The organism is Scytonema hofmannii PCC 7110, assembly GCF_000346485.2.
Classification (GTDB): domain Bacteria; phylum Cyanobacteriota; class Cyanobacteriia; order Cyanobacteriales; family Nostocaceae; genus Scytonema; species Scytonema hofmannii.
Window position 1 is genome coordinate 3,345,341 of the sequence record NZ_KQ976354.1, and the last position, 22,335, is coordinate 3,367,675.

Annotated in this window: 19 protein-coding genes; 11 read left to right on the forward strand and 8 right to left on the reverse strand. The window is 41.9% G+C overall.

From position 1 onward, the window contains the following. Positions 1 to 541: 541 nt before the first annotated feature. From WA1_RS14230 to aroB, 4 genes are all read right to left on the reverse strand, one after another. Positions 542 to 1,456 carry an RpnC/YadD family protein gene (locus tag WA1_RS14230; protein WP_017747683.1) on the reverse strand — a complete coding sequence of 305 codons (915 nt, stop codon included), beginning with the start codon at positions 1,454 to 1,456 and terminating at the stop codon, positions 542 to 544. 200 nt (positions 1,457 to 1,656) lie between these two features. Next, a complete protein-coding gene (locus WA1_RS14235) occupies positions 1,657 to 2,550 on the reverse strand; it encodes a hypothetical protein (protein WP_017747682.1) in 894 nt (297 codons plus the stop codon). A gap of 164 nt (positions 2,551 to 2,714) precedes the next feature. Beyond that, positions 2,715 to 3,323 carry a Uma2 family endonuclease gene (locus tag WA1_RS14240; RefSeq protein ID WP_017747681.1) on the reverse strand — a complete coding sequence of 203 codons (609 nt, stop codon included), beginning with the start codon at positions 3,321 to 3,323 and terminating at the stop codon, positions 2,715 to 2,717. 38 nt (positions 3,324 to 3,361) lie between these two features. Next, entirely contained in the window at positions 3,362 to 4,465 is a 1,104-nt protein-coding gene (gene aroB, locus WA1_RS14245; protein ID WP_017747680.1) for a 3-dehydroquinate synthase, read from the reverse strand. A 203-nt stretch (positions 4,466 to 4,668) separates the two neighbouring features. On the opposite strand from aroB, the gene petL reads away from it, so the two are divergent. Beyond that, positions 4,669 to 4,764 carry a cytochrome b6-f complex subunit PetL gene (gene petL / locus WA1_RS14250; RefSeq protein WP_017747679.1) on the forward strand — a complete coding sequence of 32 codons (96 nt, stop codon included), beginning with the start codon at positions 4,669 to 4,671 and terminating at the stop codon, positions 4,762 to 4,764. Positions 4,765 to 4,918: 154 nt separating this feature from the next. Here petL and bioB read toward each other — a convergent pair whose 3' ends face one another. After that, the gene (gene bioB / locus WA1_RS14255; RefSeq protein WP_017747678.1) at positions 4,919 to 5,926 is read right to left on the reverse strand and encodes a biotin synthase BioB; all 1,008 of its coding nucleotides are present in this window, start codon (positions 5,924 to 5,926) and stop codon (positions 4,919 to 4,921) included. 197 nt (positions 5,927 to 6,123) lie between these two features. Here bioB and WA1_RS14260 point away from each other — a divergent pair, with 197 nt between their 5' ends. From WA1_RS14260 to WA1_RS14270, 3 genes are all read left to right on the forward strand, one after another. After that, positions 6,124 to 6,696, forward strand: coding sequence for a GNAT family N-acetyltransferase (locus WA1_RS14260; RefSeq protein ID WP_026135133.1), 573 nt, complete (start codon positions 6,124 to 6,126; stop codon positions 6,694 to 6,696). A 38-nt stretch (positions 6,697 to 6,734) separates the two neighbouring features. Continuing rightward, entirely contained in the window at positions 6,735 to 7,169 is a 435-nt protein-coding gene (locus WA1_RS14265) for a hypothetical protein (protein WP_017747676.1), read from the forward strand. Positions 7,170 to 7,332: 163 nt separating this feature from the next. Then, a complete protein-coding gene (locus tag WA1_RS14270; protein WP_017747675.1) occupies positions 7,333 to 8,790 on the forward strand; it encodes a protein adenylyltransferase SelO in 1,458 nt (485 codons plus the stop codon). A 246-nt stretch (positions 8,791 to 9,036) separates the two neighbouring features. Here WA1_RS14270 and WA1_RS14275 read toward each other — a convergent pair whose 3' ends face one another. Then, positions 9,037 to 9,369 (reverse strand): DUF565 domain-containing protein, encoded by a 333-nt coding sequence (locus tag WA1_RS14275; protein WP_017747674.1) that lies wholly within the window; start codon positions 9,367 to 9,369, stop codon positions 9,037 to 9,039. A 277-nt stretch (positions 9,370 to 9,646) separates the two neighbouring features. On the opposite strand from WA1_RS14275, the gene WA1_RS14280 reads away from it, so the two are divergent. Continuing rightward, a complete protein-coding gene (locus WA1_RS14280) occupies positions 9,647 to 10,255 on the forward strand; it encodes a hypothetical protein (protein ID WP_017747673.1) in 609 nt (202 codons plus the stop codon). Between the two features lie 225 nt (positions 10,256 to 10,480). After that, positions 10,481 to 12,271, forward strand: coding sequence for an ArnT family glycosyltransferase (locus tag WA1_RS14285; protein WP_017747670.1), 1,791 nt, complete (start codon positions 10,481 to 10,483; stop codon positions 12,269 to 12,271). Between the two features lie 85 nt (positions 12,272 to 12,356). Here WA1_RS14285 and WA1_RS14290 read toward each other — a convergent pair whose 3' ends face one another. Next, on the reverse strand, positions 12,357 to 15,767 hold the full coding sequence (locus WA1_RS14290; protein WP_017747669.1) for an ATP-binding protein: 3,411 nt from the start codon (positions 15,765 to 15,767) through the stop codon (positions 12,357 to 12,359). 774 nt (positions 15,768 to 16,541) lie between these two features. Here WA1_RS14290 and WA1_RS14295 point away from each other — a divergent pair. The 5 genes from WA1_RS14295 (at position 16,542) to WA1_RS14315 (ending at position 22,068) form a co-directional block, all read left to right on the forward strand. After that, on the forward strand, positions 16,542 to 16,886 hold the full coding sequence (locus tag WA1_RS14295; protein WP_017747668.1) for a phosphatase RsbU N-terminal domain-containing protein: 345 nt from the start codon (positions 16,542 to 16,544) through the stop codon (positions 16,884 to 16,886). 110 nt (positions 16,887 to 16,996) lie between these two features. Then, positions 16,997 to 17,314, forward strand: a complete 318-nt coding sequence (gene kaiB, locus WA1_RS14300; protein ID WP_017747667.1) for a circadian clock protein KaiB — start codon at positions 16,997 to 16,999, stop codon at positions 17,312 to 17,314. A gap of 158 nt (positions 17,315 to 17,472) precedes the next feature. Beyond that, positions 17,473 to 19,035, forward strand: coding sequence for a circadian clock protein KaiC (kaiC, locus tag WA1_RS14305; RefSeq protein WP_017747666.1), 1,563 nt, complete (start codon positions 17,473 to 17,475; stop codon positions 19,033 to 19,035). 103 nt (positions 19,036 to 19,138) lie between these two features. Continuing rightward, positions 19,139 to 21,364, forward strand: coding sequence for a TolC family protein (locus WA1_RS14310; protein ID WP_017747665.1), 2,226 nt, complete (start codon positions 19,139 to 19,141; stop codon positions 21,362 to 21,364). Positions 21,365 to 21,660: 296 nt separating this feature from the next. Next, on the forward strand, positions 21,661 to 22,068 hold the full coding sequence (locus WA1_RS14315; RefSeq protein WP_017747664.1) for a hypothetical protein: 408 nt from the start codon (positions 21,661 to 21,663) through the stop codon (positions 22,066 to 22,068). A gap of 63 nt (positions 22,069 to 22,131) precedes the next feature. On the opposite strand, the gene WA1_RS14320 is transcribed toward WA1_RS14315, so the two are convergent. Continuing rightward, a complete protein-coding gene (locus WA1_RS14320) occupies positions 22,132 to 22,317 on the reverse strand; it encodes a hypothetical protein (RefSeq protein WP_017747663.1) in 186 nt (61 codons plus the stop codon). Positions 22,318 to 22,335: the final 18 nt, after the last annotated feature.

Sequence of the window (22,335 nt, forward strand, 5' to 3'; positions counted from 1 at the left end):
AACAATAAACGTCATTAAGGGAAAATAAACCTGCTCAAACTTCTAATAATACTTCTTATCAGTAGCCCAAACCTTGAAATACTTCTGATAATGCGCTCTTTGACCATGTTTAAGCTGGGGTAATTACTTCTGATTGTCACCCAGACAATAACTTGTCCGGGTACTGGAAGCATAAGGTAGCAGTTGAGTGACTGAAACCCTCATTCTGACTATTAGCAATTTTTCACTAATCGGGTTTTCAGATCAGCAATATTATCCTTCCACCGACACTACTTGATTTTCAGCCTTAGCGTCGTTTTCTGTTCCTTTGCTACAAAAACGCCAAAGGGAGTTCTCGTCATTCTATAGTATTTAAGTACTATATCTATCTATACACAGACTTTTACAGAGTACAAGTGTTTTTTTTGACGCTTCATCAACTTTTTATTCTTAGGCAAAAATTGACTTTTGTAAGAACGCTAATGCAAGTCAAGCCAGTATTTCAACAACTGGCTTGGTTAGAGAAGTTAGTTAAATGCTCTTTGAGAAAATGTCAAATTCGCTATACCCTTGGGCGTTGAAATTGTGCTAGTAACTCTTCGCGAGACAGTTGCGAAAGTTGCAGCAGCAAACGAGTATATTCCTCAGTCGGTAGTTGCAACAATGATGGAATGATACCAGCAAGCTGTTCATCTAGTTCCCCAAAACGGACTTTAAGAAGGTTCTCAACGACAAGGCGTTGCCCTTGCTCTATTCCTTGCTCTCTACCTCGAAGCTCAGTCTGTTGCTCCCACTCCAAGTAAGCTTGTGATAATGTCATAAGTAACCTCTGCTCGTCTTCATCAATCTCGCCACTGACTTCTATATTAATCTTCCAAGTTGAGAGCAACTTTAACACCGCAGAACGTTGGGGATTTTCAACGGGTAGAGCAATCACTTCTTCGATCGCTTGCTGTTGGGTAGCATCTCTACCCAAAATCCTCAACCACAGAGTTTCTGGAGTTCGAGGTAACTTGTCGATCGCAATCACTGCCGTTTTCAGTCCCTCTGCAAAAAAGTAGATTCCTTCGAGCCAAGTATCATCAACCAGCGCACGAAAGGTATTGACAAGGCGATCCGATGCACTTGGAGCCAGAATCCATAGCTGAGGCAGTTCTGCTTCTGGAATGGGATCTCCTTCTCGTTTGGCTTTGCGTTGGAAATCGGCTTGCAGGAGAAATAGCTTGAGCAAACAATTTCGCACTTGTGTAAATGTAGGTTGATTGCGAAATGGTTCCAACAAGCAAGGTGTGGTGGCAATTCTACCGAGTAAACCCAGAGTTTGGGGATTGACAGTTGGCTGTTGGGATGGCGCAAACCAAATATCCACAAATCTTGGCTCACCAGGAACTTCAAGCGTTGGTTTGACTTCACCAACTAAAGTCAATAACTCTTCTAAGAATTGTTTAGAAAATTGGTCAAAGGGAGTTCTAGTCATTCTATAGTATTTCAGTACTACATCTATCTATACACAGGCTTTTACAGAGTACAAGTGTTTTTTTTGACGCTTCATCAACTTTTTATTCTTAGGCAAAAATTGACTTTTGTAAGAACTCTAATGCAAGTCAAGCCAGTATTTCAACAACTGGCTTGGCGAGATCGGTTAGTTAAATGCTCTTTGAGAAAATGTCAAATTCGCTATGCCCTTGGGCGCTGAAATCTTGCCAGTAACTCTTCGCGAGACAGTTGCAGCAGCAAACGGGTATATTGCTCAGTCGGTAGTTGCAGCAATGATGGAATGATACCAACAAGCTGTTCATCTAGTTCCCCAAAACGGGCTTTGAGAAGGTTCTCAACGACAAGGCGTTGCTCTTGCTTTCGTCCTCGAAGCTCAGTCTGTTGCTCCCACTCCAGGTAAGCTTGTGATAATGTCATAAGTAACCTCCGTTCGTCTTCATCAATCTCGCCACTAACTTCTATATTAATCTTCCAAGTTGAGAGCAACTTTAACACCGCAGAACGTTGGGGATTTTCCACCGGCAGAGCAATCACTTCTTCTATTGCTTGCTGTTGGGTGGCATCTCTACCCAAAACCCTCAACCATAAAGTTTCTGGCGTTCGGGGTAACTTGTCGATCGCAATCACTGCCGTTTTCAGTCCCTCTGCAAAAAAGTAGATTCCTTCGAGCCAAGTATCATCAACAAGCGCACGAAAGGTATTGACAAGGCGATCCGATGCACTCGGAGCCAGAATCCATAGCTGAGGCAGTTCTGCTTCTGGAATGGGATCTCCTTCTCGTTTGGCTTTACGTTGGAAATCGGCTTGAAGGAGAAATAGCTTGAGCAAACAATTTCGCACTTGTGTAAATGAGGGTTGATTGCGAAACGGTTCTAACAAGCAAGGTGTGGTAGCAATCCTACCGAGTAAACCCAGAGTTTGGGGATTGACAGTTGGCTGTTGGGATGGCGCAAACCAAATATCCACAAATCTTGGCTCACCAGGAACCTCAAGCGTTGGTTTGACTTCACCAACTAAAGTCAATAACTCTTCCAAGAATTGTTTAGAGAATTGGTCAAAGGGAGTTCTAGTCATTCTATAGTATTTCAGTACTATATCTATCTATACACAGACTTTTACAGAGTACAAGTGTTTTTTTTGACGCTTCATCAACTTTTTATTCTGCTGTTATCATCCTTTGGAATACTTGCCAGACCGAGACGCAGAGTACACAGAGGTAATCCTTCAGGGGCGAAAATCTAATCAGTATTAAATATCTGTTGAACAGTTAAGTTTAATTCTGGGAATGTTGGAGAATGAAGACGGTCATTATTGCCAAATTTAGTCATTTGGTATTCACCTTCTATTAAAGAGCAAACAAAGATAGTAGGTATTTTGGGATTACCAAGGAATGAGCGTCCACCTAAAGCCAAGTAATCAACAATCCAATATTCTGGAATACCAATTTGTTCGTAAACCGCATACTTAATATAATAGTCATCACGCCAGTTGGTACTAACGACTTCAACGACTAAAGGAATAGATGCAGCCTGCGTTACAGTAGATTCTTTTTTACAGTAAGGTTCAAACTGCAAATTATCTTTGTTGACTATTAAAATATCTGGTGAATAAGCTGATTCATTTTCTAAAGGCTTAACTAATGCTGTTTTAGGAATTAGGTAGCGAAGACTTAACCGATCTAATTCTGTACCCAATTTTTTAGTTAAAAAGCCTGTGACTTCTTCATGTTCTCCCAGTGGTTGTGCCATTTCAACAATTATTCCATCATGCAGTTCATAACGTTTACCCTCTGGTTTCCATTCGATAAATTCTTGAAAGCTGATTCGGTTAGGTAGTGGTTGTAGCATAGTTGATTACTGAAAAATTCTTCATTTTCATAAACTATTTATTCTACGGTTATCATCCTTTGCAACACTTGCCGAATTGTATCTGATGGCACTTCATCAGTAATTGTTACGGTTCCAATCTGTGTTGGCAAAATAAACCTGACTTTACCGGCTTTCACTTTCTTATCCAGTTGCAAAGCATCAACTATAGCTTCAATATCTAGCCCGGATGGAAGTTGAGTTGGTAAACCTGCTTTTTGAATCAGGGAATCTTGACGTTCTGTCTCTTCTTTTTGCCACATTCCCAGTTCTACTGCAATCTGTCCTGCTGCTACCATGCCAATGGCAACTGCTTCACCATGATTCACAACACGATAACCTGTCAAGCTTTCTACTGCATGACCGATAGTGTGTCCGTAGTTGAGAATCGCCCGCAGTCCCGCTTCTTTCTCATCTTTACTAACGACATCAGCCTTTGCTTGACAAGATCGTGTTAAAATGCTATCTATTAACTCTGGTTTGACGTAGCGCATTTGGTCAAGACGTTTGCTCTGTTCCATCTCGCTAAATAATTGAGCATCCCAAATGATACCGTATTTAATGACTTCTGCCATTCCCGCACGAAACTCCCGCACTGGCAAAGTTTTTAGTACCTCTGGATCTATAAGAACCAAGCGCGGTTGATGAAATGCACCAATCAAATTCTTTCCTTTGGGATGATTTACACCAGTTTTTCCACCGATGGACGCATCCACCATTGCTAGGAGTGTCGTTGGCACTTGTACAAAGTTAATCCCCCGCAACCAAGTGGCGGCGGCAAAGCCAGTCATGTCTCCAATGACACCACCCCCCAATGCCACCATTGTTGATGAGCGTTCTATGCGATTTTCTAAGGCAGTATCGTAAATTTTCTGCACTATACTTAAGGTTTTATAGCGTTCACCTGGTGGTAAGGTACAACGTGCAACTTCAAACCCAGCTGCTTCTAGAGATCCTATTGCCCTTTCACCATAATGCCTAAATAATGTTGGGTTAGAAACTATAAGTACCTTCTTGCCCAGCTTTAGATTCGTCATGTATTCACCAAGCTTGTCTAGACTGCTAGGTGCGATCGCAATTTCATAGGACTGCTGCGGCAGATTCACGTTAATAACAGAAGCCATTACCAAACCCCTCTCAAAGCTCCATCGGGCTGTATTCTACAGCATAGGCATTATTAATTCCTGAATGTTAGACGCTTTTTATGTTCTTTGATATCTAATTTTTGGATAGATCTTCCTTAAGGATGAGGGGATGAGGGGGACAGTTGAGCGCCAACCCAAATAAATGTTTCAATAGATTTATAAATGAATGTGGAGAAACACAAATGCTTGCTGCGATCGCTTACGTAGGATTCTTAGCCGTATTTACTGGTATTGCTGTTGGTTTATTGTTTGGTTTGCGTGCTGCCAAAATTCTCTGATTTATAACGTGCAAAACTCTTGTGGGATGGGCATCTTGCCCGTTCTTTGAGCGAGTGTACGGGCGAGGACGCCCGTACCACAAGAACCCACAAGAACCCACAAGAACCCACAAAAACCCACAAAAACAGGGTGTGGTTCTTGATTTTGCTAAGGTTACCTAACAACGCTTTCTTTAGCAACCTTTTCCTGGCGTGTAAAAGGAGGACGCATTTCCAAACCAAGCAAATCCAACATTTCGCGATCGCACCCGTAACCCGGACAGGGAGTTGTCACTGTTAGCATATGTCCGTCATCGCTAGAAAAGATGGAATTTGCTCCTGCTAGGAAGCACAGCGCTTGTTCAACCTGCGACAGCTTTGCTCTACCTGCACTTAAACGAACGTCAGAAGCAGGCATAACAATTCGGGCTGTAGCAATCATCCGCAGGATATCCCAAATGGGAATCTCTGATTGGTTTTCTAAAGGTGTCCCTTCAACCCTGGAGAGAATGTTTACTGGTACGGATTCTGGGTGAGGATGTAGGGTTGCTAGAGTGTGTAGCATGGATATTCGGTCATCTGTAGTTTCACCCAGACCGAGTATACCTCCAGAACAGACAGTGACGTTTGTTTGACGAACATTGTTAATCGTGTTGAGGCGATCGTCGTAGGTTCTGGTGGTAATAATAGTGCTGTAGTAATCTCGAGAAGTGTCTAAGTTATGGTTATAAGCGTAAAGCCCCGCTTCTTCCAAACGCTTGGCTTGTGCTTCTGTGAGCATACCTAAAGTGCAGCAGACTTCCACGCCTAAGGCGGTGACTTCCTTAACCATATCCAGCACGTGCTCGAATTGAGAATTGTCGCGCACCTCTCGCCAAGCCGCGCCCATACACACCCGACTCGCACCGTTTACGAGTGCTTGTCGTGCAATCCCAACCACTGTTTCCTTTTCTAAGAGTGCTTGTGGCTTGACTTCTGTCTTATAGTGAGAAGACTGAGCACAGTAACCACAATCTTCCGGACAACCCCCAGTTTTGATTGATATCAGTTTACAAACTTGTATCTTTTTGGGATCGTGGTATTGACGATGTGTACTAGCAGCTTGATAGATAAGCTCTAGCAACGGAGTATTATATATTGCACGTATCTCTGATTCTTGCCAATCGGATCTTATTGCTGACATCACTGACCTATTTTAGATTTTGGATTTTGGATTGAGAAAGTTCGATCTAAATTTGAGTTTAACTAACTATTTGTTACATTCTTTGTTCAAATTATTATAAAATATTAAAATATTATTTGTTTAAAATATAAGCTTCAATTTAGTTGTCAATACTACAGAAAAATTAGAAAATATTGCCATTCTAGTCATCAATAACGATAAAAATGGAACTGCCACTGATTACCACTGAGCGTCTTTTACTAAGATTAGCTACTGAAGAAGATATTCCGGCAATTCTAAAATTTTATACAAACAACAAAACTTTTTTGACACCATACTCGCCCTCTTGGGCTGATGGTTTCTTTACTGAAGATTATTGGTATTGGAGGATAGATAGCGATCGCAAAGAATTTCTAAACGACATATCCTTAAGACTATTTATTTTTCTGCAAAACAAGCCAAAGACAGTTATTGGACTCATCAACTTTAGTAACTTCACAAGACGCGCCGCTCAGTATTGTAATGTTGGATACGGGCTGGCAGAAACCGAACAAGGAAAGGGCTATATGACAGAAGCACTGCAAGCAGCAATTCAATATGTATTTCAAGAATTAAATATGCACCGTATTATGGCTAACTATATGCCTCACAATCAGCGTAGCAGTAATGTCTTGAAGAAGCTGGGATTTGTCATAGAAGGTTATGCCAGAGATTACTTATTCATTAATGAAAAATGGGAAGATCACATTTTTACAAGCATCACCAACTATAATTGGCGTTTAAAGAATTAGTCCAGCATCTCTACGAAATCCTATAGGAACATTTCTCAATGAATTACAAATATACGAAGCGCCTGTCTGTATTTTTTACATCTTTTGTTCTAATTACCATCTTATCAGGCATACCTTCTACAGCAATTGCAAGACCCCTTCCCTCATATATACTCGTTCCACTCACGATACACGCTTTAGGATACGCCTTACCACGTATTGAAAAAAAACTAACGCCTCAACAGCGTCAAAAAGTACAAGCCCTCAAAGAAGCAGCATACCAAGAAGTTGAGGCTGTATTTACCCAAGTTCAACATAGCAAAATGGTTCAAGGCTTGCGATCGCGTCAGAATATTCCTCAAGTGATGCAATCGTTGAAGCTTACACCTACACAAAGAGCGCGTATACAAGCAATCATTCAAGCCTCTCGACGAAAAATCAATGCTATCCTCGCTGAGGATTCATCAATAGTCAACCGAAATTCGAGAAATTGAGATTTAGTGCATACAGATCCCCGACTTCTTTAATAAGTCGGGGATCTAACTTTTGTGGAAGGGCTGACAGAAGATACTATTAAAGAAGAAGTGTCTCAGTTCAATTTATCTAATCTATCGCCCCAGACTGGCTACATTTTACACCAAATCGCACACAAGTCTAATGACTCTAGCTGAAACAGCAAACAACAAGATTTCTGGCAATCCCTTCCTCAACCTCAACTACGAAAGTGCTCTCGAAGCTTTAGGTAATGATTATTACGACGAAGTGGCAGCAGCAGAATTTCCCCAACACATATTACGTTGGCGTAACAATTCAATCCTGAGTCGCTTGGGGCTAAATCCTGAAGATGTGACAGATGAGCATTTTATCACAGCTTTTGGCAAATTTGAAGGAAGAAAACCATTGTTAGCGCTTCGTTACCACGGCTATCAATTTGGTGAATACAATCCTTTTTTGGGTGATGGTAGAGGGTTTCTCTACGGACAAGTACGGGGTACTGATGGTGAATTATACGACTTTGGTACCAAAGGTTCTGGTAAAACTCCTTACTCCCGTGGTGGGGATGGTATGCTGACTCTCAAGGGCGGCGTGCGGGAAGTTCTAGCAGCAGAAGCACTACATCACATGGGTGTACGTACTTCGCGATGTTTGAGCATGATTGAAACAGGGTTGTCCCTTTGGCGCGGTGATGAACCCTCTCCTACCCGTTCTTCAGTTATAGTCAGGATGAACCGATCGCACATCCGATTTGGTACATTTGAACGATTGCATTATATTCGACGTCCCGATTTAGCCAAGAAGCTCTTAGATCATGCGATCAACCAATATTATCGATATCTAGTAGATGAAAAAGAAAAATATGCCTTGTTTTATACAGATTTAGTCAAAAGAACAGCAGAACTTGTAGGACAGTGGATGGCTGCTGGTTTTTGTCATGCCGTGTTAAATACTGACAATATGTCAATTACAGGGGAAAGTTTTGATTACGGTCCCTATGCTTTCATCCCTAGCTATCAACCCCATTTTACGGCTGCTTATTTTGACTACTATGGACGCTACTGCTACAGCCATCAACCAAGTATTTGTAAATGGAATTTAGAAAGACTCCAAGAGTCTTTAAAAGCGATAGTTGAACCATCTGAGATGGAAGCGGGTTTAGTAACTTTTGACGAACATTATCATCATGAATACCGTGCTTTAATGTTGAAAAAGCTTGGTTTTGAGACAATAAATCATCCAGAAGCTTTGGAACTTTTCAATTTAACAATTCAATTTTTGCAGGAGAGTAAAGTTGAATATCATAAGTTTTTTTCTGAGATGGCTCGCACGTTTTCATCTAAATGGCGAGACGATCCCAGTTTGATTATGGTAGATTCGAGCATTGTACCAGTATCAGGCTCATCACAACTTTTCGATGATTGGTGTATTTTGTACCATAAGATACTGAATAGTTTTGATATAGAGCAAATGAATGCGATCGCTCAAACTTTAATTCGTCACAATCCCAAAACTGTGATATTAAGACCAGTCATTGAATCAATTTGGGAACCAATTGTTCAAGAAGATAATTGGCAACCTTTTTACGAGCTTCTTGCTCGCATACAGTCTGGGGGGTAAATTTTTATACAATTTTGGATTTTGGATTTTAGATTTTGGATTGAGAAAGTCATGTCTAAACTCGATCTGAGTTCACTATCTGTTGTATGCTTTATTCAAATTGGTATTAGTAGTTAGTAAGGTATTCAGGCATTACTCCAGAACAGATGTAGCAATACTTACCATTCAATATTGGTGAACATTGCCCGCCCTACTATACTTAATCCAAAATCCAAAATCCAAAATCCAAAATGGTACAACCATCCCTTACGATCCCAGCTTGAAGGCTTCAAGAAATAGGCTGTATATCAGACCAACTTTAAGAATGTTAAGCGCTTCTACCCAAAGAGCTTTCCGTCCTTGGATGGTACGACCATAGAATATCCTGCTACCTACTTCTGTAAACAGGACTAAGAATGCAGCAATTACGACATCCAATTCAGCAGTTTGTCCCGCTGTTGTAGAAATTGCACTGCCTAAGAAAAAACCGAACAACCAACTGATTATTAATATTGACCACCGCCGCCAAGGGTTGAAAAACCAAACCCTCAAGCGATCGCTCGTAGTACTCAATAGGTTGTTAAGACGCGTGTTTTGCATTACGAAAGCTTATAATTATTCAGAAACCATAATATATTCTTATATATAAGAGTATGCAGCCTAGCATAGGCTTGCTTAAATAGTATTATGGGCTTCTAGTTGGTTTTCGGCAAACACAAATATCTATACATTTCTTCATTGTGAGAAGTAACAACGTTGTTAGTTATTTTCATAATGGTTCATGTGATACTTTTCATACCTGAATTCCAACAGAAGCTGTGTGAATCCCTAGGCTGCTTTTTTAGCTCAGACAAATCAATTATTAGTAAAACATATTATGAAACCGTCAGTGTATTTTCACGCTGTTCTGGTGACTTCTTCATTGGGATTGCTCTTGCTACCACTGGGATGTCAAAAGTTCTTATCTTTTGAGCAAACAGGATTAGGAAGTTCTTCAACCTCAACAGAGCAGGCATTAGACTTGCAAAGTACTGTGCCTGTTTCTACCTCGTCCAGTTCGGTACCCAATCCAACTAATTTAAACAGTCAAGAAATCAGTCGTACCGATATCGCAAAAGATACTGAGAAAAGAGGAATATCAGGTTCTGGAAGCTTGCGGATGAGCAATCAAACCAATCAACCAGTCCGCCTTGCCTTACTTTCACGGCATTCTCCCATCGAGAGGAAAGGAACGTCCTCAAAGACAGCTAATGATGCAGTTCCAGCACATTGGGATTTTGCTCCTCAAGAAGGTAGTAAACAAGGGCTGATTCTAGCCTTGCCTAACGGAGATCTCAAACTGGAAAAAGGTGATATTTTAGTTGCTTTTGCACAAGACGGTTCTCGTCGCTATTGGGGACCTTATGTTGTTGGAGAAACCTTTTCTCCCAGTTGGAATGCTCAAAGCAAAGAATGGCAACTTATTTTGATTAACAGTGACCAGTGACCAGTGACCAGTGACCAGTGACCAGTGACCAGTGACCAGTGACCATGAACTGGTTACTGGTTATTGGTTCAGGAACCAAGAAGTTGAGCTAAAGTCTTCTAAATAAACGACCAATGCCCAATGCTCAATGCCCAATCCAAAATCCAAAATCCAAAATCCAAAATCCAAAATCCAAAATCCAAAATCCAAAATCCAAAATCCAAAATCCAAAATCCCCAATAACCAATGACAAATCAGTGGTGGAGTAGTGTAGAGAAGCGTCCAGCCCTCGCTGTGACTTTATCAATTTTATGGGTGATTTTAACAGGTGGGATTGCTTTTGTTTGGCATTTAGGCAGTATTGGCTTAATTGATGAGACAGAGCCTCTGTTTGCTGAAGCATCTCGCCAAATGTTTGTTACGGGTGATTGGATTACACCGTTTTTTAATGCTGAAACTCGATTTGATAAGCCTGCTCTGATTTACTGGTTTCAAGCGATCGCTTTTTCAATTTTGGGTGTGAATGAATGGGCGGTGCGTTTACCTTCGGCACTTGCTGCTATAGGATTGATGGGGTTAGGATCATACACTATACAATGGTACTTTGCAAGGGAAGATGAATTAGAGCATAAGTACCGTCCAGCCTTGCGGTGGATAACAGCAGGGTTTGGAACAGCGGTTATGGCACTCAATCCCGAAATGATTGTTTGGGGTAGAACAGGTGTTTCAGATATGCTGCTGACAGGTTGTATGGCATCAGCATTACTGTGCTTTTTTTTGGGATATGCCCACCCCTCAAAATCTAATGTACAAGCACGTTGGTATATAGCGTTTTACGTACTGATTGCGGGAGCAATTTTAACAAAAGGACCAATAGGAATTGTTTTACCTGGGCTGATTGTTGGTATATTTTTGCTGTACTTGGGTAATATTACGCAAGTGTTGCGGGAAATGCGCCCTTTAACAGGTTTGCTGATCGTTATCTGTTTATCATTACCCTGGTATATACTAGTTATTTGGCGCAATGGTTGGGATTATATTAACTCCTTTTTTGGATATCACAACGTTGAACGCTTTACAAATGTTGTTAATCGTCACTCAGCTCCCTGGTATTTTTATTTTGTAGTTGTGCTGCTTGGCTTTGCACCATATTCGGTGTATTTACCTCTGGCAATGGGACGGTTAAAGTTTTGGCAGCGAAAATACTGGCGATCGCAAGAACGCTCCAGACAACTAGGTTTATTTGCCTTTTGTTGGTTTGTTGGAATCTTTGGTTTTTTCACCATTGCTGTGACAAAACTTCCCAGCTACGTGTTACCCCTAATGCCAGCAGCAGCTATTTTAATAGCGTTATTATGGGGTGACTTATTAGACAAGGGAAACAAGGAGGAACTTTCTCCCTCACTCCCTCACTCCCTCACTCCCTCCCTCCCTCTCTTCCAACGAACTGGCTGGGTGAATGTCGCTTTTTTGTCAGCAATAGCAGTAACAATGTTTTACTTACCCCAAATAATAGGTAACGATCCTGCAGCACCCGACTTTCGTAACTTGCTGGAGCGATCGGGTTTAACCGTTTTGGGAGGAGCGATTTGGATTTTAAGTGCTATAGCAATTGCTGTTTCGCTCATGCGCCGTCGTTACAAGACTGTGCTAATTATCAATATTGTAGGATTTGCAGCATTCCTGATGGTTGTTCTCACACCTGCCTTATTTTTAATGGATCGGGAACGTCAGCTACCTTTAAGAGAATTATCTGAAATCGTAGTTCAAACACAAAAACCTGGTGAAGAATTGGTTATGGTTGGCTTTAAAAAACCTACAGTTGTTTTTTATACTCGTCGTCCTGTTACATACAAAAAAATAACTGCGACTGCAGCACAATACCTTCAAGACAAAGCAGCAAAGAAGCCATCACCTTCCTCAGTACTAGTTCTTGCTCAACCGAAAAAGTTTCCCGAAATGGGATTTAAGCCCACTGATTACGAAAATTTAGGGACTCGTGGTGCTTATCAGCTTGTTCGGATTTTTTTTAAATAGTTGTTTGTTAGTTGTTAGTTGTTAGTTGTTAGTTGTTAGTTGTTAGTTGTTGGTTGTTTTACTACTAACCACTAACCACTAACCACTAACCATTTAAAGTTTGATTAATCTCCTTTAATAATTCTTCCATTGATATAGAGCGCGGTAAGATTTGGCAACTCACTGAGCTTAAAACAGTCTCTACCGATTCTGACTGGTTATAGGTTCTCCGCTTAACAATGGTAGATTGCTCGTTTTCCAAGTCCATAGAATTTAAGCGTTGATCGAGTACCAACACTGGTGGCAAATCGAAAGGCAACTGTCCCAAGACTTTCAGTGCTGTGTGAGCCTCTTTTGTACGAGTAGACTCTCCCAAGCAAATCAGGAGTAGATCGACACTTTGGTGACGAATTTGTTGTAACAGTTCTGCCCAAGAACGGCTCATTGATGCTTTAAAGCCAGCTGTTTGCAAGTACTGAATCAGCGCTTGGAACCATTCAGAACCACGACAGATAGTTAAAGGTTGTAACCCTTGTATTGGACAAGAGTTATTATCTCCAAACATACTACTTAAGGCAGTTGTCTTTTCTACCTGGCGGATTCTTGTTTGACGTCTTGTTTCTGGTAAATCTGGAAGTAGTGCTAAATCCAGTACTAAGATGTTGGGAGGACAGCACACTCCAGATGCAATTTGCAGTACAGATAATAGAGCGTCTGTTTTTCTGCCTCCATTTTGCTTTTCTGTTCCTAACGGTGTTAGGCATGGGAATACAGAAAGCCCAGCTATTTGAGAAGCTGTTTGCGTTGTTGCTACATTGCAGGTGACAAGGGGTAGAGCTGCTAACTGAGGGTGAAGATTGAGTTGTTGCAGCAAGTTCTCCGCCTCTGGCATATCTACATCCATTAAAATAACGTCAAATTGCCAAACCCGAGAAAGAAGTTCTGCCTGATCTATGTTGTCTACTTCTAGAACTCGGTGTTCTTGTAACAATGGGTGCGAGTTGAGAGGTTGGCACTCAGGATTGACTAACCTTAAAATTTGCAATGGTGTTTTATCTTTAAGAATTTGGACTTCATCTGGTTTTTGCTTCTTTTCTTCTGGTGCAACACACAAGCTTTCGATCAGTGGTGCCAAAACCTGAGGCTGTACTGGTAAGCTTAAAAAACCATCAGCTCGGTTGGCGAATGCCTGCTCTTTTTCTGCTCCTGTTGCTGTGACGACGACAGGGATATGACGACTGACTTCATCTGATTTGAGCAAGGTGAGTACATCCCACCCTGACAGTAATGGAACTAATGGGTTGAGGAAGATAGCTTTAGGCTGTAAGCGACGCGCTTTTTCTACTGCTTCACACCCCGAACGAGCAATTACAACTCGATAACCCAAACCAGTGAGTTGTTCGGTTAAGTCTTCGATGTACCGGGCTACAGCCTCAACAACCAACACTAAGCTGTTGTTGTAGTGAGCTTGGGAATTGGCGATTCGGGATTGGGGATGGCGCATTCTGCCCACAGCAGGGGTTTCTTTTGTTGTGCGGACTGGTGGGATTGGGGAAATAGTATCATGTTCCCAGTTCTCAGTTTCCAGCCCTTTCTGTTTTACAGTCCCCAATTCCCGCTCTCCAGCCCCTAACCCTTTTTGTGGAGGGCTGGGAGGGAGGAGTAGTGTGAACTGGCTACCTTTGCCTTCACGGGACAAGAAGCTGACATCACCGCCATGAAGCCGTGCTAACGCTCTGGTTAAGACTAGCCCCAATCCCGTTCCTTCATATTGACGGGTGAGGGGATTTTCTAGTTGTTGGAATTTTTGAAAGATGAGATGCTGTTGGTGTTCGGGAATGCCAATGCCTGTGTCCCAAACTGTAAAGGCAATCCAACCCTCCCAACGACTTACCCACAACCCAATTTCACCACCTGTTTCTGTAAATTTAAAGGCGTTGGAAAGCAGATGCACTAGCATCTGTCGCAAGCGCAACTCATCTGCTACCATCTCATTTAAACCCGGTTCGATGGAAAGGCTGAATTGGTGTTCTCTTACAGATGTGGTTTGAGATTGGGTGTTGATGGGAGTTTTTGTACTTTGGGCATGGATAACTTTGGCTTCAGAAACAGCGCGATCGCAAACCGCTCGAATTGTCACTTTAGACAGAGCCAGTTCCATCTGTCCTGTTTCCATGCGGGTCAAATCTAAAATATCATTGACCACACTCATCAGATGGCGTCCGCTTTGATGAATCAACCCTGCATAACGAGCTTGACGCTCGTTGAGTTCTCCCAATTGCCGATCTACCAGCAAACGTGACAACCCTAAAACAGCCGTTAGGGGGGTCTTGAGTTCGTGACTGATACAAGCCAAAAACTCATCTTTTAAACGATTCAGTTGAATGAGATCGGCATTTTTGGCTGCAAGTTCTTTACAGAGTTGCTGTTGTTCTGTAACATCAGTTGCTAGAACGAGCCACAATTCGTTTCCGAGTTCTAAACTTTGAGTGTTGAGTGATATTGTTGATTCAACACCCAAAACTTTGAATTCAGGGCTATCTAAAGGAATTTTGGCAAATTGCCAGACTCGTTCCTGACCGTTTTGCACTTCCACAACACAAGTACAAGTCCCCAGTTGTCTGTTCAAGAAACATCGTGATGCAGAAGTTTCTGGTAATGGTTGCTCTGGAAGGGTAGTGGGTGGAGACGCGAATTTTTTGCGGTGCGCTCCTTCGCTAGTATGGAGAGATTGAGTGACAACAGACGACAGCTTTTCTTCCATCTCTTGGATACTGTTATCAAAGGAATGAGCCTTGGCGGCTGTTTGGGTTGAATATTTTGATGGAGTCATTGCCAGAATTGCCTCTACTTGTCGCCTGACTCCTTCTGGATCTTTCAAAGCCCCCAACTGCTGCCACCATGCCGGATTTTGAGTTACAACTTCACCGCTACTTGTTTGTAACATCAAAGGCCAAGGCAATCGCTCCAACAATTGTACTAAAGGTTTATCGATCTGTGGCTGGTATCGTCTTTGCTTTTGATAAAAAGTGCGAGCTTTTTCAACGCTTGCATCTCGATAGCCATTTTCCTCCGGCGTTTCAAATTGGTGTAAAACCAACCACTTCAACAGGCGTGAGTTATCTACAAGCCCCAAAAATTTGCCATCTGAGTCAATGAGCGCCCAATCCAAATTAGTATTCGCTGGAATTGTTTGAGAACGCAGAAACCTAACCAATTGCTCCACTTGAAATGAGGCTGGGATTGTTTGTAGTGGTTGAATTAGCTCTCGGGCTAGCATTGAGATGGGTTGCTGTAAGTAAGAAGACTTCTCGCCTTCGCCAACGTAACCTGCTAGTAGTAATTGTGGTACTAAGCGGGCAGAGTAAAGCAAGCCCAGTAAGTATTGCTGCTTATCTAACACAGCAATAGCTTGACACTGTTCTTTCTCAAAAACATCCAGTACATCTGCTAGAGTTGCTGTTTCTAGGCAGGTGGGTACGGTTGCGATAAAATCATAAAGAGGGTACTTTAGCATTGACATATAGCGATGGGTTCATTCTTCTAGGGGGGATGTACGCCTGTTAGCATCACTAGCTAGCTGCCAATTAAGCTTACGTGTTTGCGTTTAAAGCAGTATCCTCTAGAAAGACACGAGCGGATCGATTCTTTCCATAAGTTAACGCCTAATTGGCAAAAGCTTTGCTCTTCCTAACAAATCTTTTTGTAGGAGTTAAAAACGGTCAACAAAAAGAATAAAGTGTGAAGTTTTAAGGTGCTCTTCATCAGAAGGTGAACTAATAAGATTGATTTTACCCTTCATCCTTGACACTTCCCCCAAATTTGGAGTTTGGTTCAACACCACTAGAGATTTTCAGAATTGATAGCGACAGCTAGAACAATTATTGCTCCAAAGATTCGTTTTAGAACCTTTAGGAATTATAATGATTTAGATTGCGATATTCGTTTATTTTCGTTTAAGTATCTTATTATGGAGTAAAACCCAAAAATATATATTTAGATAGATGTTACTCATCAAGCACCTAAATCCCAGCCTGTTTGGTGTTTTTTCTTTTAACATTGCTGTGTTTAGCTTCTCTATCAACACAAATAAGTATAAATTAAAACAATACCAGACAGCTACCATACTTAAAAAAGCTCGGACACTCAAACAACGTGACTCACGCCAGTATTGCTTAAATCTACCAAGATGCCTGTTGTAGCGAACTCCGGGACAAGTCTCAACCAAATCAATCAGGCGATCGCGAAAAACTCGCAATCAACGACTAACCTCAAATTTTTCTGTAGTTAAATGCCCAAGTCAGAACTCCACCAGGTTTTTCAGCAAATGACAGGAGCCGAACAGCAGGCATTATTGCAACAACTTAAATCAGATTACCGTCAAATTCTTATAGATTACTTTACCATTACAGACAAAAGGTTAAACGAAAAAATTGATAAATTTATCAAAGCCGTATTTTATGCTAGTATTCCTGTGCCACAAATCATAGAAATTCATATGGAACTTATTGATGAATTTTCCAAACAGTTAAAATTAGAAGGAAGGAACGATGAATCATTGCTTGATTACCGCCTCACACTAATTGATATATTGGCTCACTTGTGCGAACTCTATCGTTGTTCTATTCAAAAATAGGATTCAATAAAGCCCAAGAGAGTTATAGCAGGTGGTAAGCAGTCCTCTAAATCTTTAGGAATGCATTGCATTTTCCTGTTCCACGTTTACCTAGAGCCTGTCTCAAGCATATGAAAAAGCTCAGAAAAACCTACGTTCTCAAGCTTTATGTAGCAGGGAACACACCTAACTCAGTGCGGGCATTAAAAGTACTTAAAAACATTCTAGAACAGGAGTTTCAAGGTGTTTATGCTTTAAAAGTGATAGACGTGTTAAAAAATCCGCAATTGGCAGAAGAAGATAAAATATTAGCCACTCCCACACTCTCCAAAATACTACCTCCACCTGTGCGGAAAATTATTGGAGATTTGTCAGATAGAGAAAGAGTACTCATTGGATTGGATTTACTGTATGAAGAATTAACAGAGGAAGAAGAACACTTTGAATAATAAAGTCACGATACCAAATGTCAATACTATACACGCGATCGTTATGAACTGCCTATACCAGAACCAATGAAAATTTTCTTCTCCCTACCCCCTACTCCCCACTCCCTACTCCCTTAGAAAAAAAGACAGGGGTCTATCCCTATTTGTAATCGTTAACAATGAGTGAAAAAGGATATACAGAGTCAAACAGGACACCGTCACTTGGAGGTGTAGAAAAAATTCGTACTATGATAGAGGGCTTCGATGACGTGAGCCATGGTGGTTTACCGGTAGGTAGAACTACTTTGGTTAGCGGTACCTCTGGAACAGGTAAAACTTTATTTTCTCTTCAATTTCTCTATAACGGTATTAGTTATTTTGATGAAGCCGGAGTTTTTGTTACTTTTGAAGAATCGCCAAGCGATATTATTAAGAATGCCTGTATTTTTGGTTGGAATTTGCAACGCTTGATCGATGATGGGAAGCTATTTATACTTGATGCTTCTCCCGATCCAGAAGGACAAGATGTCGTTGGAAACTTCGATTTGTCCGCCCTGATTGAGCGCCTGCAGTACGCAATTCGTAAGTACAAAGCCAAACGGGTATCTATTGATTCAATAACAGCAGTGTTTCAGCAGTATGAAGCTGTTGGGGTCGTGCGGCGGGAAATATTTCGTCTTGTAGCACGTCTCAAGCAACTGAGCGTCACCACCCTCATCACCACCGAGCGAACAGATGAATACGGACCAGTTGCTTGTTTTGGTGTGGAAGAATTTGTTTCTGATAATGTGGTGATTGTGCGGAATGTTTTAGAAGGAGAACGCCGTCGGCGCACAATTGAAATTCTCAAATTGCGCGGTACAACACATATGAAAGGCGAATATCCTTTTACAATTACCAATGAAGGAGTCAACATATTCCCATTAGGAGCAATGCGCCTGACTCAACGTTCTTCTAATGTAAGAGTGTCTTCAGGAGTTAAAACCTTAGATGCAATGTGTGGAGGTGGTTTCTTTAAAGATTCAATTATTTTAGCGACAGGAGCAACTGGTACTGGTAAGACTCTTCTGGTTAGCAAGTTTTTGCAAAATGGCTGTATTAATAACGAACGAGCAATCTTGTTCGCCTACGAAGAATCCCGTGCTCAGTTGTCCCGTAACGCCTCTTCATGGGGTATTGAGTTTGAAGACTTAGAACACCAAGGTTTACTAAAAATAATTTGTACTTATCCCGAATCCACTGGTTTAGAAGATCATTTGCAAATTATCAAGTCAGAAATTGCTGAATTTAAACCAGCACGCATTGCGATTGACTCACTTTCTGCCTTGGCAAGAGGGGTGAGCAATAATGCATTTCGCCAGTTTGTCATTGGTGTTACAGGTTACGCAAAGCAAGAAGAAATTACAGGCTTCTTTACCAATACAACTGAGCAATTTATGGGTTCGCACTCAATTACAGACTCTCATATTTCTACGATTACTGACACAATTTTGATGTTGCAGTATGTAGAAATTCGTGGAGAAATGTCGCGAGCAGTTAACGTATTTAAAATGCGAGGCTCGTGGCACGATAAGGGGATCCGTGAATACAATATTACAGCCGACGGTCCCGAAATTAAGGATTCCTTCCGGAATTACGAACGGATTGTCAGTGGTGCTCCTACCCGCGTTACTATCGATGAGAAGGCAGAACTTTCTCGCATTGTCAAGAGTTTTCAAGACGAGCGGAGTTCGGATTCCTAAAATTTGGCATCGTCGTATTACGATTCTTAAAGTTAGCATCGTGATATATTATTTTGTGGTGAGAAAGGGTTTCTGCCGCTATATTTTTGTGTGAGGGGATGCGGTGAAAGGACAGACAATTTTTTATAGTTTCTTACCTAGTGTGACAGTGGCAGTGTTATCCACTCAAGCTGTCTTAGCTGATACTGCAGAAGCCACTGGAGTAAGGCACGTCGCCTCACCAAGTGTCTTCTCTTCGATCTACGAAGACACTTCGGTTGCGGTTAACATCAATTCTCGATTAGCGACTGCTGTTGACAACAGTATGGCATATCCAGTGATGCCTTCCACTAAAAATCCAGTAGGTATCATAAAATCTGTAAATAATAATCATGCTGGAGTCGTATTGACCGGAAAAACTGGTATACCAGTACGACGAATAGCAGGAAAGGTTCAAGGCGTACTTTTAGAATTTAAACCTACGTTAAAGCAGACCGCTTTGATTAAAAAGATTCGGTCTGCTTCTGGTAAACAAACGCAAAGTAACCCAGTGATTATTCCAGAGCGAGGACCACAACAGAGTGTAGTTATGGCTGCTGTTCATAACTCAAACCCTGCTTCCTCGGTCTTGGAAAAAACACCAACTCCTGCCAAACAGCCCATTACAGAGAAGAAAAATTCGGGTTCTCAGTTATTATCAAAACTTACAGAAACCGCTAAGACTGGGAGAGTTGTAGAAGTGGCGCAAATGCTGGAGCGGGTAGAATTTTGCCCGCAACCAGAAAAAGGCTCGGTTGGGCGTTCAGCTTCTTTACTTCTTAAGTCTTCTACCTGTTCGCCAAACACTGCGGCTGCATCTCGGGTAGCTCAAGGCGATCCGACTGCGATCGCGCCTAGAGCATCAGATAATGTCAAGCAAAATGCTTCTACAACAACCCTGCCTAGCGAGCCAGTCAATGTAACACAAGATAATTTTACTACACCCAGTACACCAGCGACCTCCATTTTACAAGGCTCCATAAAAGTTCCCGATTATCTCAACCCCAGCCCAAATCCTTTGCAGTTTCCTACAAAGCCAGAGGAAGTGAGGATTCGAGGAACTCAACCCATCACATTAAATGAAGCAATAGAACTGGCGCGGCGTAACAACCGCGACTTACAAGAGGCTTTACTCACTTTGGAAGGAAACAGATTTGCTGTTAGAGAACAGCAAGCTGCTTTGCTACCCTCTGCTAGTGTTAACGCTAACATCACACGCAGTGGACCTGGTTTCGCAGGATCGCAATTAACAGATCTCCAAAGGCAACTTGGTCAACAAGAACAAAGCTCAAGTACCAGTTTTGGTGCGGGCGCACAAATACAATACGACATATACACCTCAGGAAGCCGACGAGCTAGCATTAGAGCAACAGAGGAACAATTACGTTCGTCTGAACTCCAGGTAGAAGCTCAGTCTGAGACTATCCGGCTCAATGTTACAACTCAATACTATGACCTACAACAAGCGGATGAAAACGTGCGTATTGCCCAGTCTGCTGTGACAAACGCTCAAGCCAGTTTGCGAGACGCCCAAGCTCTAGAACGGGCTGGTGTTAGTACTCGCTTTGATGTTTTGCGATCGCAGGTTAACCTGGCAAATGCCCAACAACAGCTTACAAATGCTCGCTCGCAGCAAAGGATTGCCCGACGTCAGCTAGCACAAACCTTGAGCTTAGCGGAAGCGGTTGATATTACTGCGGCAGACCCTGTAAAATTGGCAGGTCTGTGGAATATATCATTAGACCAAACTATAGTGCAAGCTTTTCAAAACCGCCCGGAACTGCAACAAAGCTTAGCAGAGCGGAATGCAGCCGAGCAACGGCGACGGATAGCACGCGCACAGCTTGGTCCTCAGTTGAGTTTGGTGGCTGCATACAACACCTCAGACGAGTTTGACGACACTCAAAGCATTCAGGACAATTACTCCTTAGCTGTCAGAGCCAACTTAAACTTGTACGATGGAGGAGCATCAAGAGCCAGGGCAAATCGGGAAAAAGTGAACATCCGCATTGCTGAAAATCAATTTGCCGATCGGCGCAACCAAATCCGCTTTGAAGTCGAACAAGCATACTCAGATTTGCAGGCTAACCAAGAGAACGTTCAAACAGCGACTGTTGCTGTAGATCAATCAAGGGAAGCTCTTCGTTTAGCACGTTTGCGCTTCCAAGCAGGTGTAGGAACCCAAACTGAAGTGATTGACGCTGAAAACGACTTAACCAGATCGGAAGGTCAGCGAGTTCAAGCTATTTTGGATTACAACCGTTCTCTAGCTCGCTTACAGCGATCGATTACTGCAAGAGCAGGTAGATAAACCAGTGAGCAGTGACCAGTGACCAGTAACCAGTGAGCAGTGACCAGTGACCAGTGACCAGTAACCAGTGAGCAGTGAGCAGTGAGCAGTGACCAGTAACCAGTGACCAGTTAATCCCTATACTTAAAAGTAGGGGATTTGAAGAATGAATCCATTTCTTTTGTAGAGACGCGCCATGGCGCGTCTTTACGTATTTAAAAATCTTGTCGCAAAGTACATTTTTAATAGTTAAATTAATCTAGATTACAATACCATAACAGAATAGTGTCATTTTTAGCCCGGTACAAAGAATTCTAATGACAAAAGTTACAGCAAAAGAACTTGCACAATTTCGCTCACAATTAGCAGATGACGCCATCGCAATGGAATCACTGGATTTAATTGAGGACTGTGAGGGTGATTTAGAAGATGCTGCAATGACCTTGGCAATTCGCTCCGGACAAGAACCAGAAATAGCCAATTCCGAGTGGTTGGAAGATTTAGCTAAGAGGTGGCGTTCTGTGATTTGTCAACAAGAGTTTCGAGATGACTTACTCAATGGCTCTATTTCAAGTTTGCTAAAGCATCTAAATACAATCCCTATGTTTCCTGGAATGTTGGCAACACCAGTTCTAATGTACGTTTTAAAACAAGGCGTAAACAATTTTTGCAGACCCCTTGACTTAGTCACAGAAATTCCCCATCAAAACGTAGAGGATAATTAGCAACAGGGCTTTCTGCCGACAACGTCGTAACACCAGATAACTAAAAATCGGAGTCAAACGTAGTCAATCGTTGTCTATCTCTCTAATAATGCGCTCTAGGCACTCACTTACACTCAAATCGGCATCAATGGCGAGCGCTTGAAGTTTTCTCCATGCCGTAGGGGTTAATCCCACCATATGCTTTTCTTTCTTTTCGTCGTAAAAAACGGGTTGATTTTTTACTCTTTTTTTCCCTTTACCTAATTGCATAATTTAGAAGTTATAGCT

What these genes read in the sequence shown, in the direction of transcription:
- petL (WP_017747679.1), top strand. Translation starts at nt 4,669, where the DNA reads ATGCTTGCTGCGATCGCTTACGTAGGATTCTTAGCCGTATTTACTGGT.
- WA1_RS14275 (WP_017747674.1), bottom strand. Translation starts at nt 9,369, where the DNA reads ATGCAAAACACGCGTCTTAACAACCTATTGAGTACTACGAGCGATCGC.
- kaiC (WP_017747666.1), top strand. Translation starts at nt 17,473, where the DNA reads ATGAGTGAAAAAGGATATACAGAGTCAAACAGGACACCGTCACTTGGA.
- WA1_RS14285 (WP_017747670.1), top strand. Translation starts at nt 10,481, where the DNA reads ATGACAAATCAGTGGTGGAGTAGTGTAGAGAAGCGTCCAGCCCTCGCT.
- WA1_RS14270 (WP_017747675.1), top strand. Translation starts at nt 7,333, where the DNA reads ATGACTCTAGCTGAAACAGCAAACAACAAGATTTCTGGCAATCCCTTC.
- WA1_RS14280 (WP_017747673.1), top strand. Translation starts at nt 9,647, where the DNA reads ATGAAACCGTCAGTGTATTTTCACGCTGTTCTGGTGACTTCTTCATTG.
- WA1_RS14290 (WP_017747669.1), bottom strand. Translation starts at nt 15,767, where the DNA reads ATGCTAAAGTACCCTCTTTATGATTTTATCGCAACCGTACCCACCTGC.
- WA1_RS14235 (WP_017747682.1), bottom strand. Translation starts at nt 2,550, where the DNA reads ATGACTAGAACTCCCTTTGACCAATTCTCTAAACAATTCTTGGAAGAG.
- bioB (WP_017747678.1), bottom strand. Translation starts at nt 5,926, where the DNA reads ATGTCAGCAATAAGATCCGATTGGCAAGAATCAGAGATACGTGCAATA.
- aroB (WP_017747680.1), bottom strand. Translation starts at nt 4,465, where the DNA reads ATGGCTTCTGTTATTAACGTGAATCTGCCGCAGCAGTCCTATGAAATT.
- WA1_RS14315 (WP_017747664.1), top strand. Translation starts at nt 21,661, where the DNA reads ATGACAAAAGTTACAGCAAAAGAACTTGCACAATTTCGCTCACAATTA.
- WA1_RS14230 (WP_017747683.1), bottom strand. Translation starts at nt 1,456, where the DNA reads ATGACTAGAACTCCCTTTGACCAATTTTCTAAACAATTCTTAGAAGAG.
- WA1_RS14320 (WP_017747663.1), bottom strand. Translation starts at nt 22,317, where the DNA reads ATGCAATTAGGTAAAGGGAAAAAAAGAGTAAAAAATCAACCCGTTTTT.
- kaiB (WP_017747667.1), top strand. Translation starts at nt 16,997, where the DNA reads ATGAAAAAGCTCAGAAAAACCTACGTTCTCAAGCTTTATGTAGCAGGG.
- WA1_RS14265 (WP_017747676.1), top strand. Translation starts at nt 6,735, where the DNA reads ATGAATTACAAATATACGAAGCGCCTGTCTGTATTTTTTACATCTTTT.
- WA1_RS14295 (WP_017747668.1), top strand. Translation starts at nt 16,542, where the DNA reads ATGCCCAAGTCAGAACTCCACCAGGTTTTTCAGCAAATGACAGGAGCC.
- WA1_RS14240 (WP_017747681.1), bottom strand. Translation starts at nt 3,323, where the DNA reads ATGCTACAACCACTACCTAACCGAATCAGCTTTCAAGAATTTATCGAA.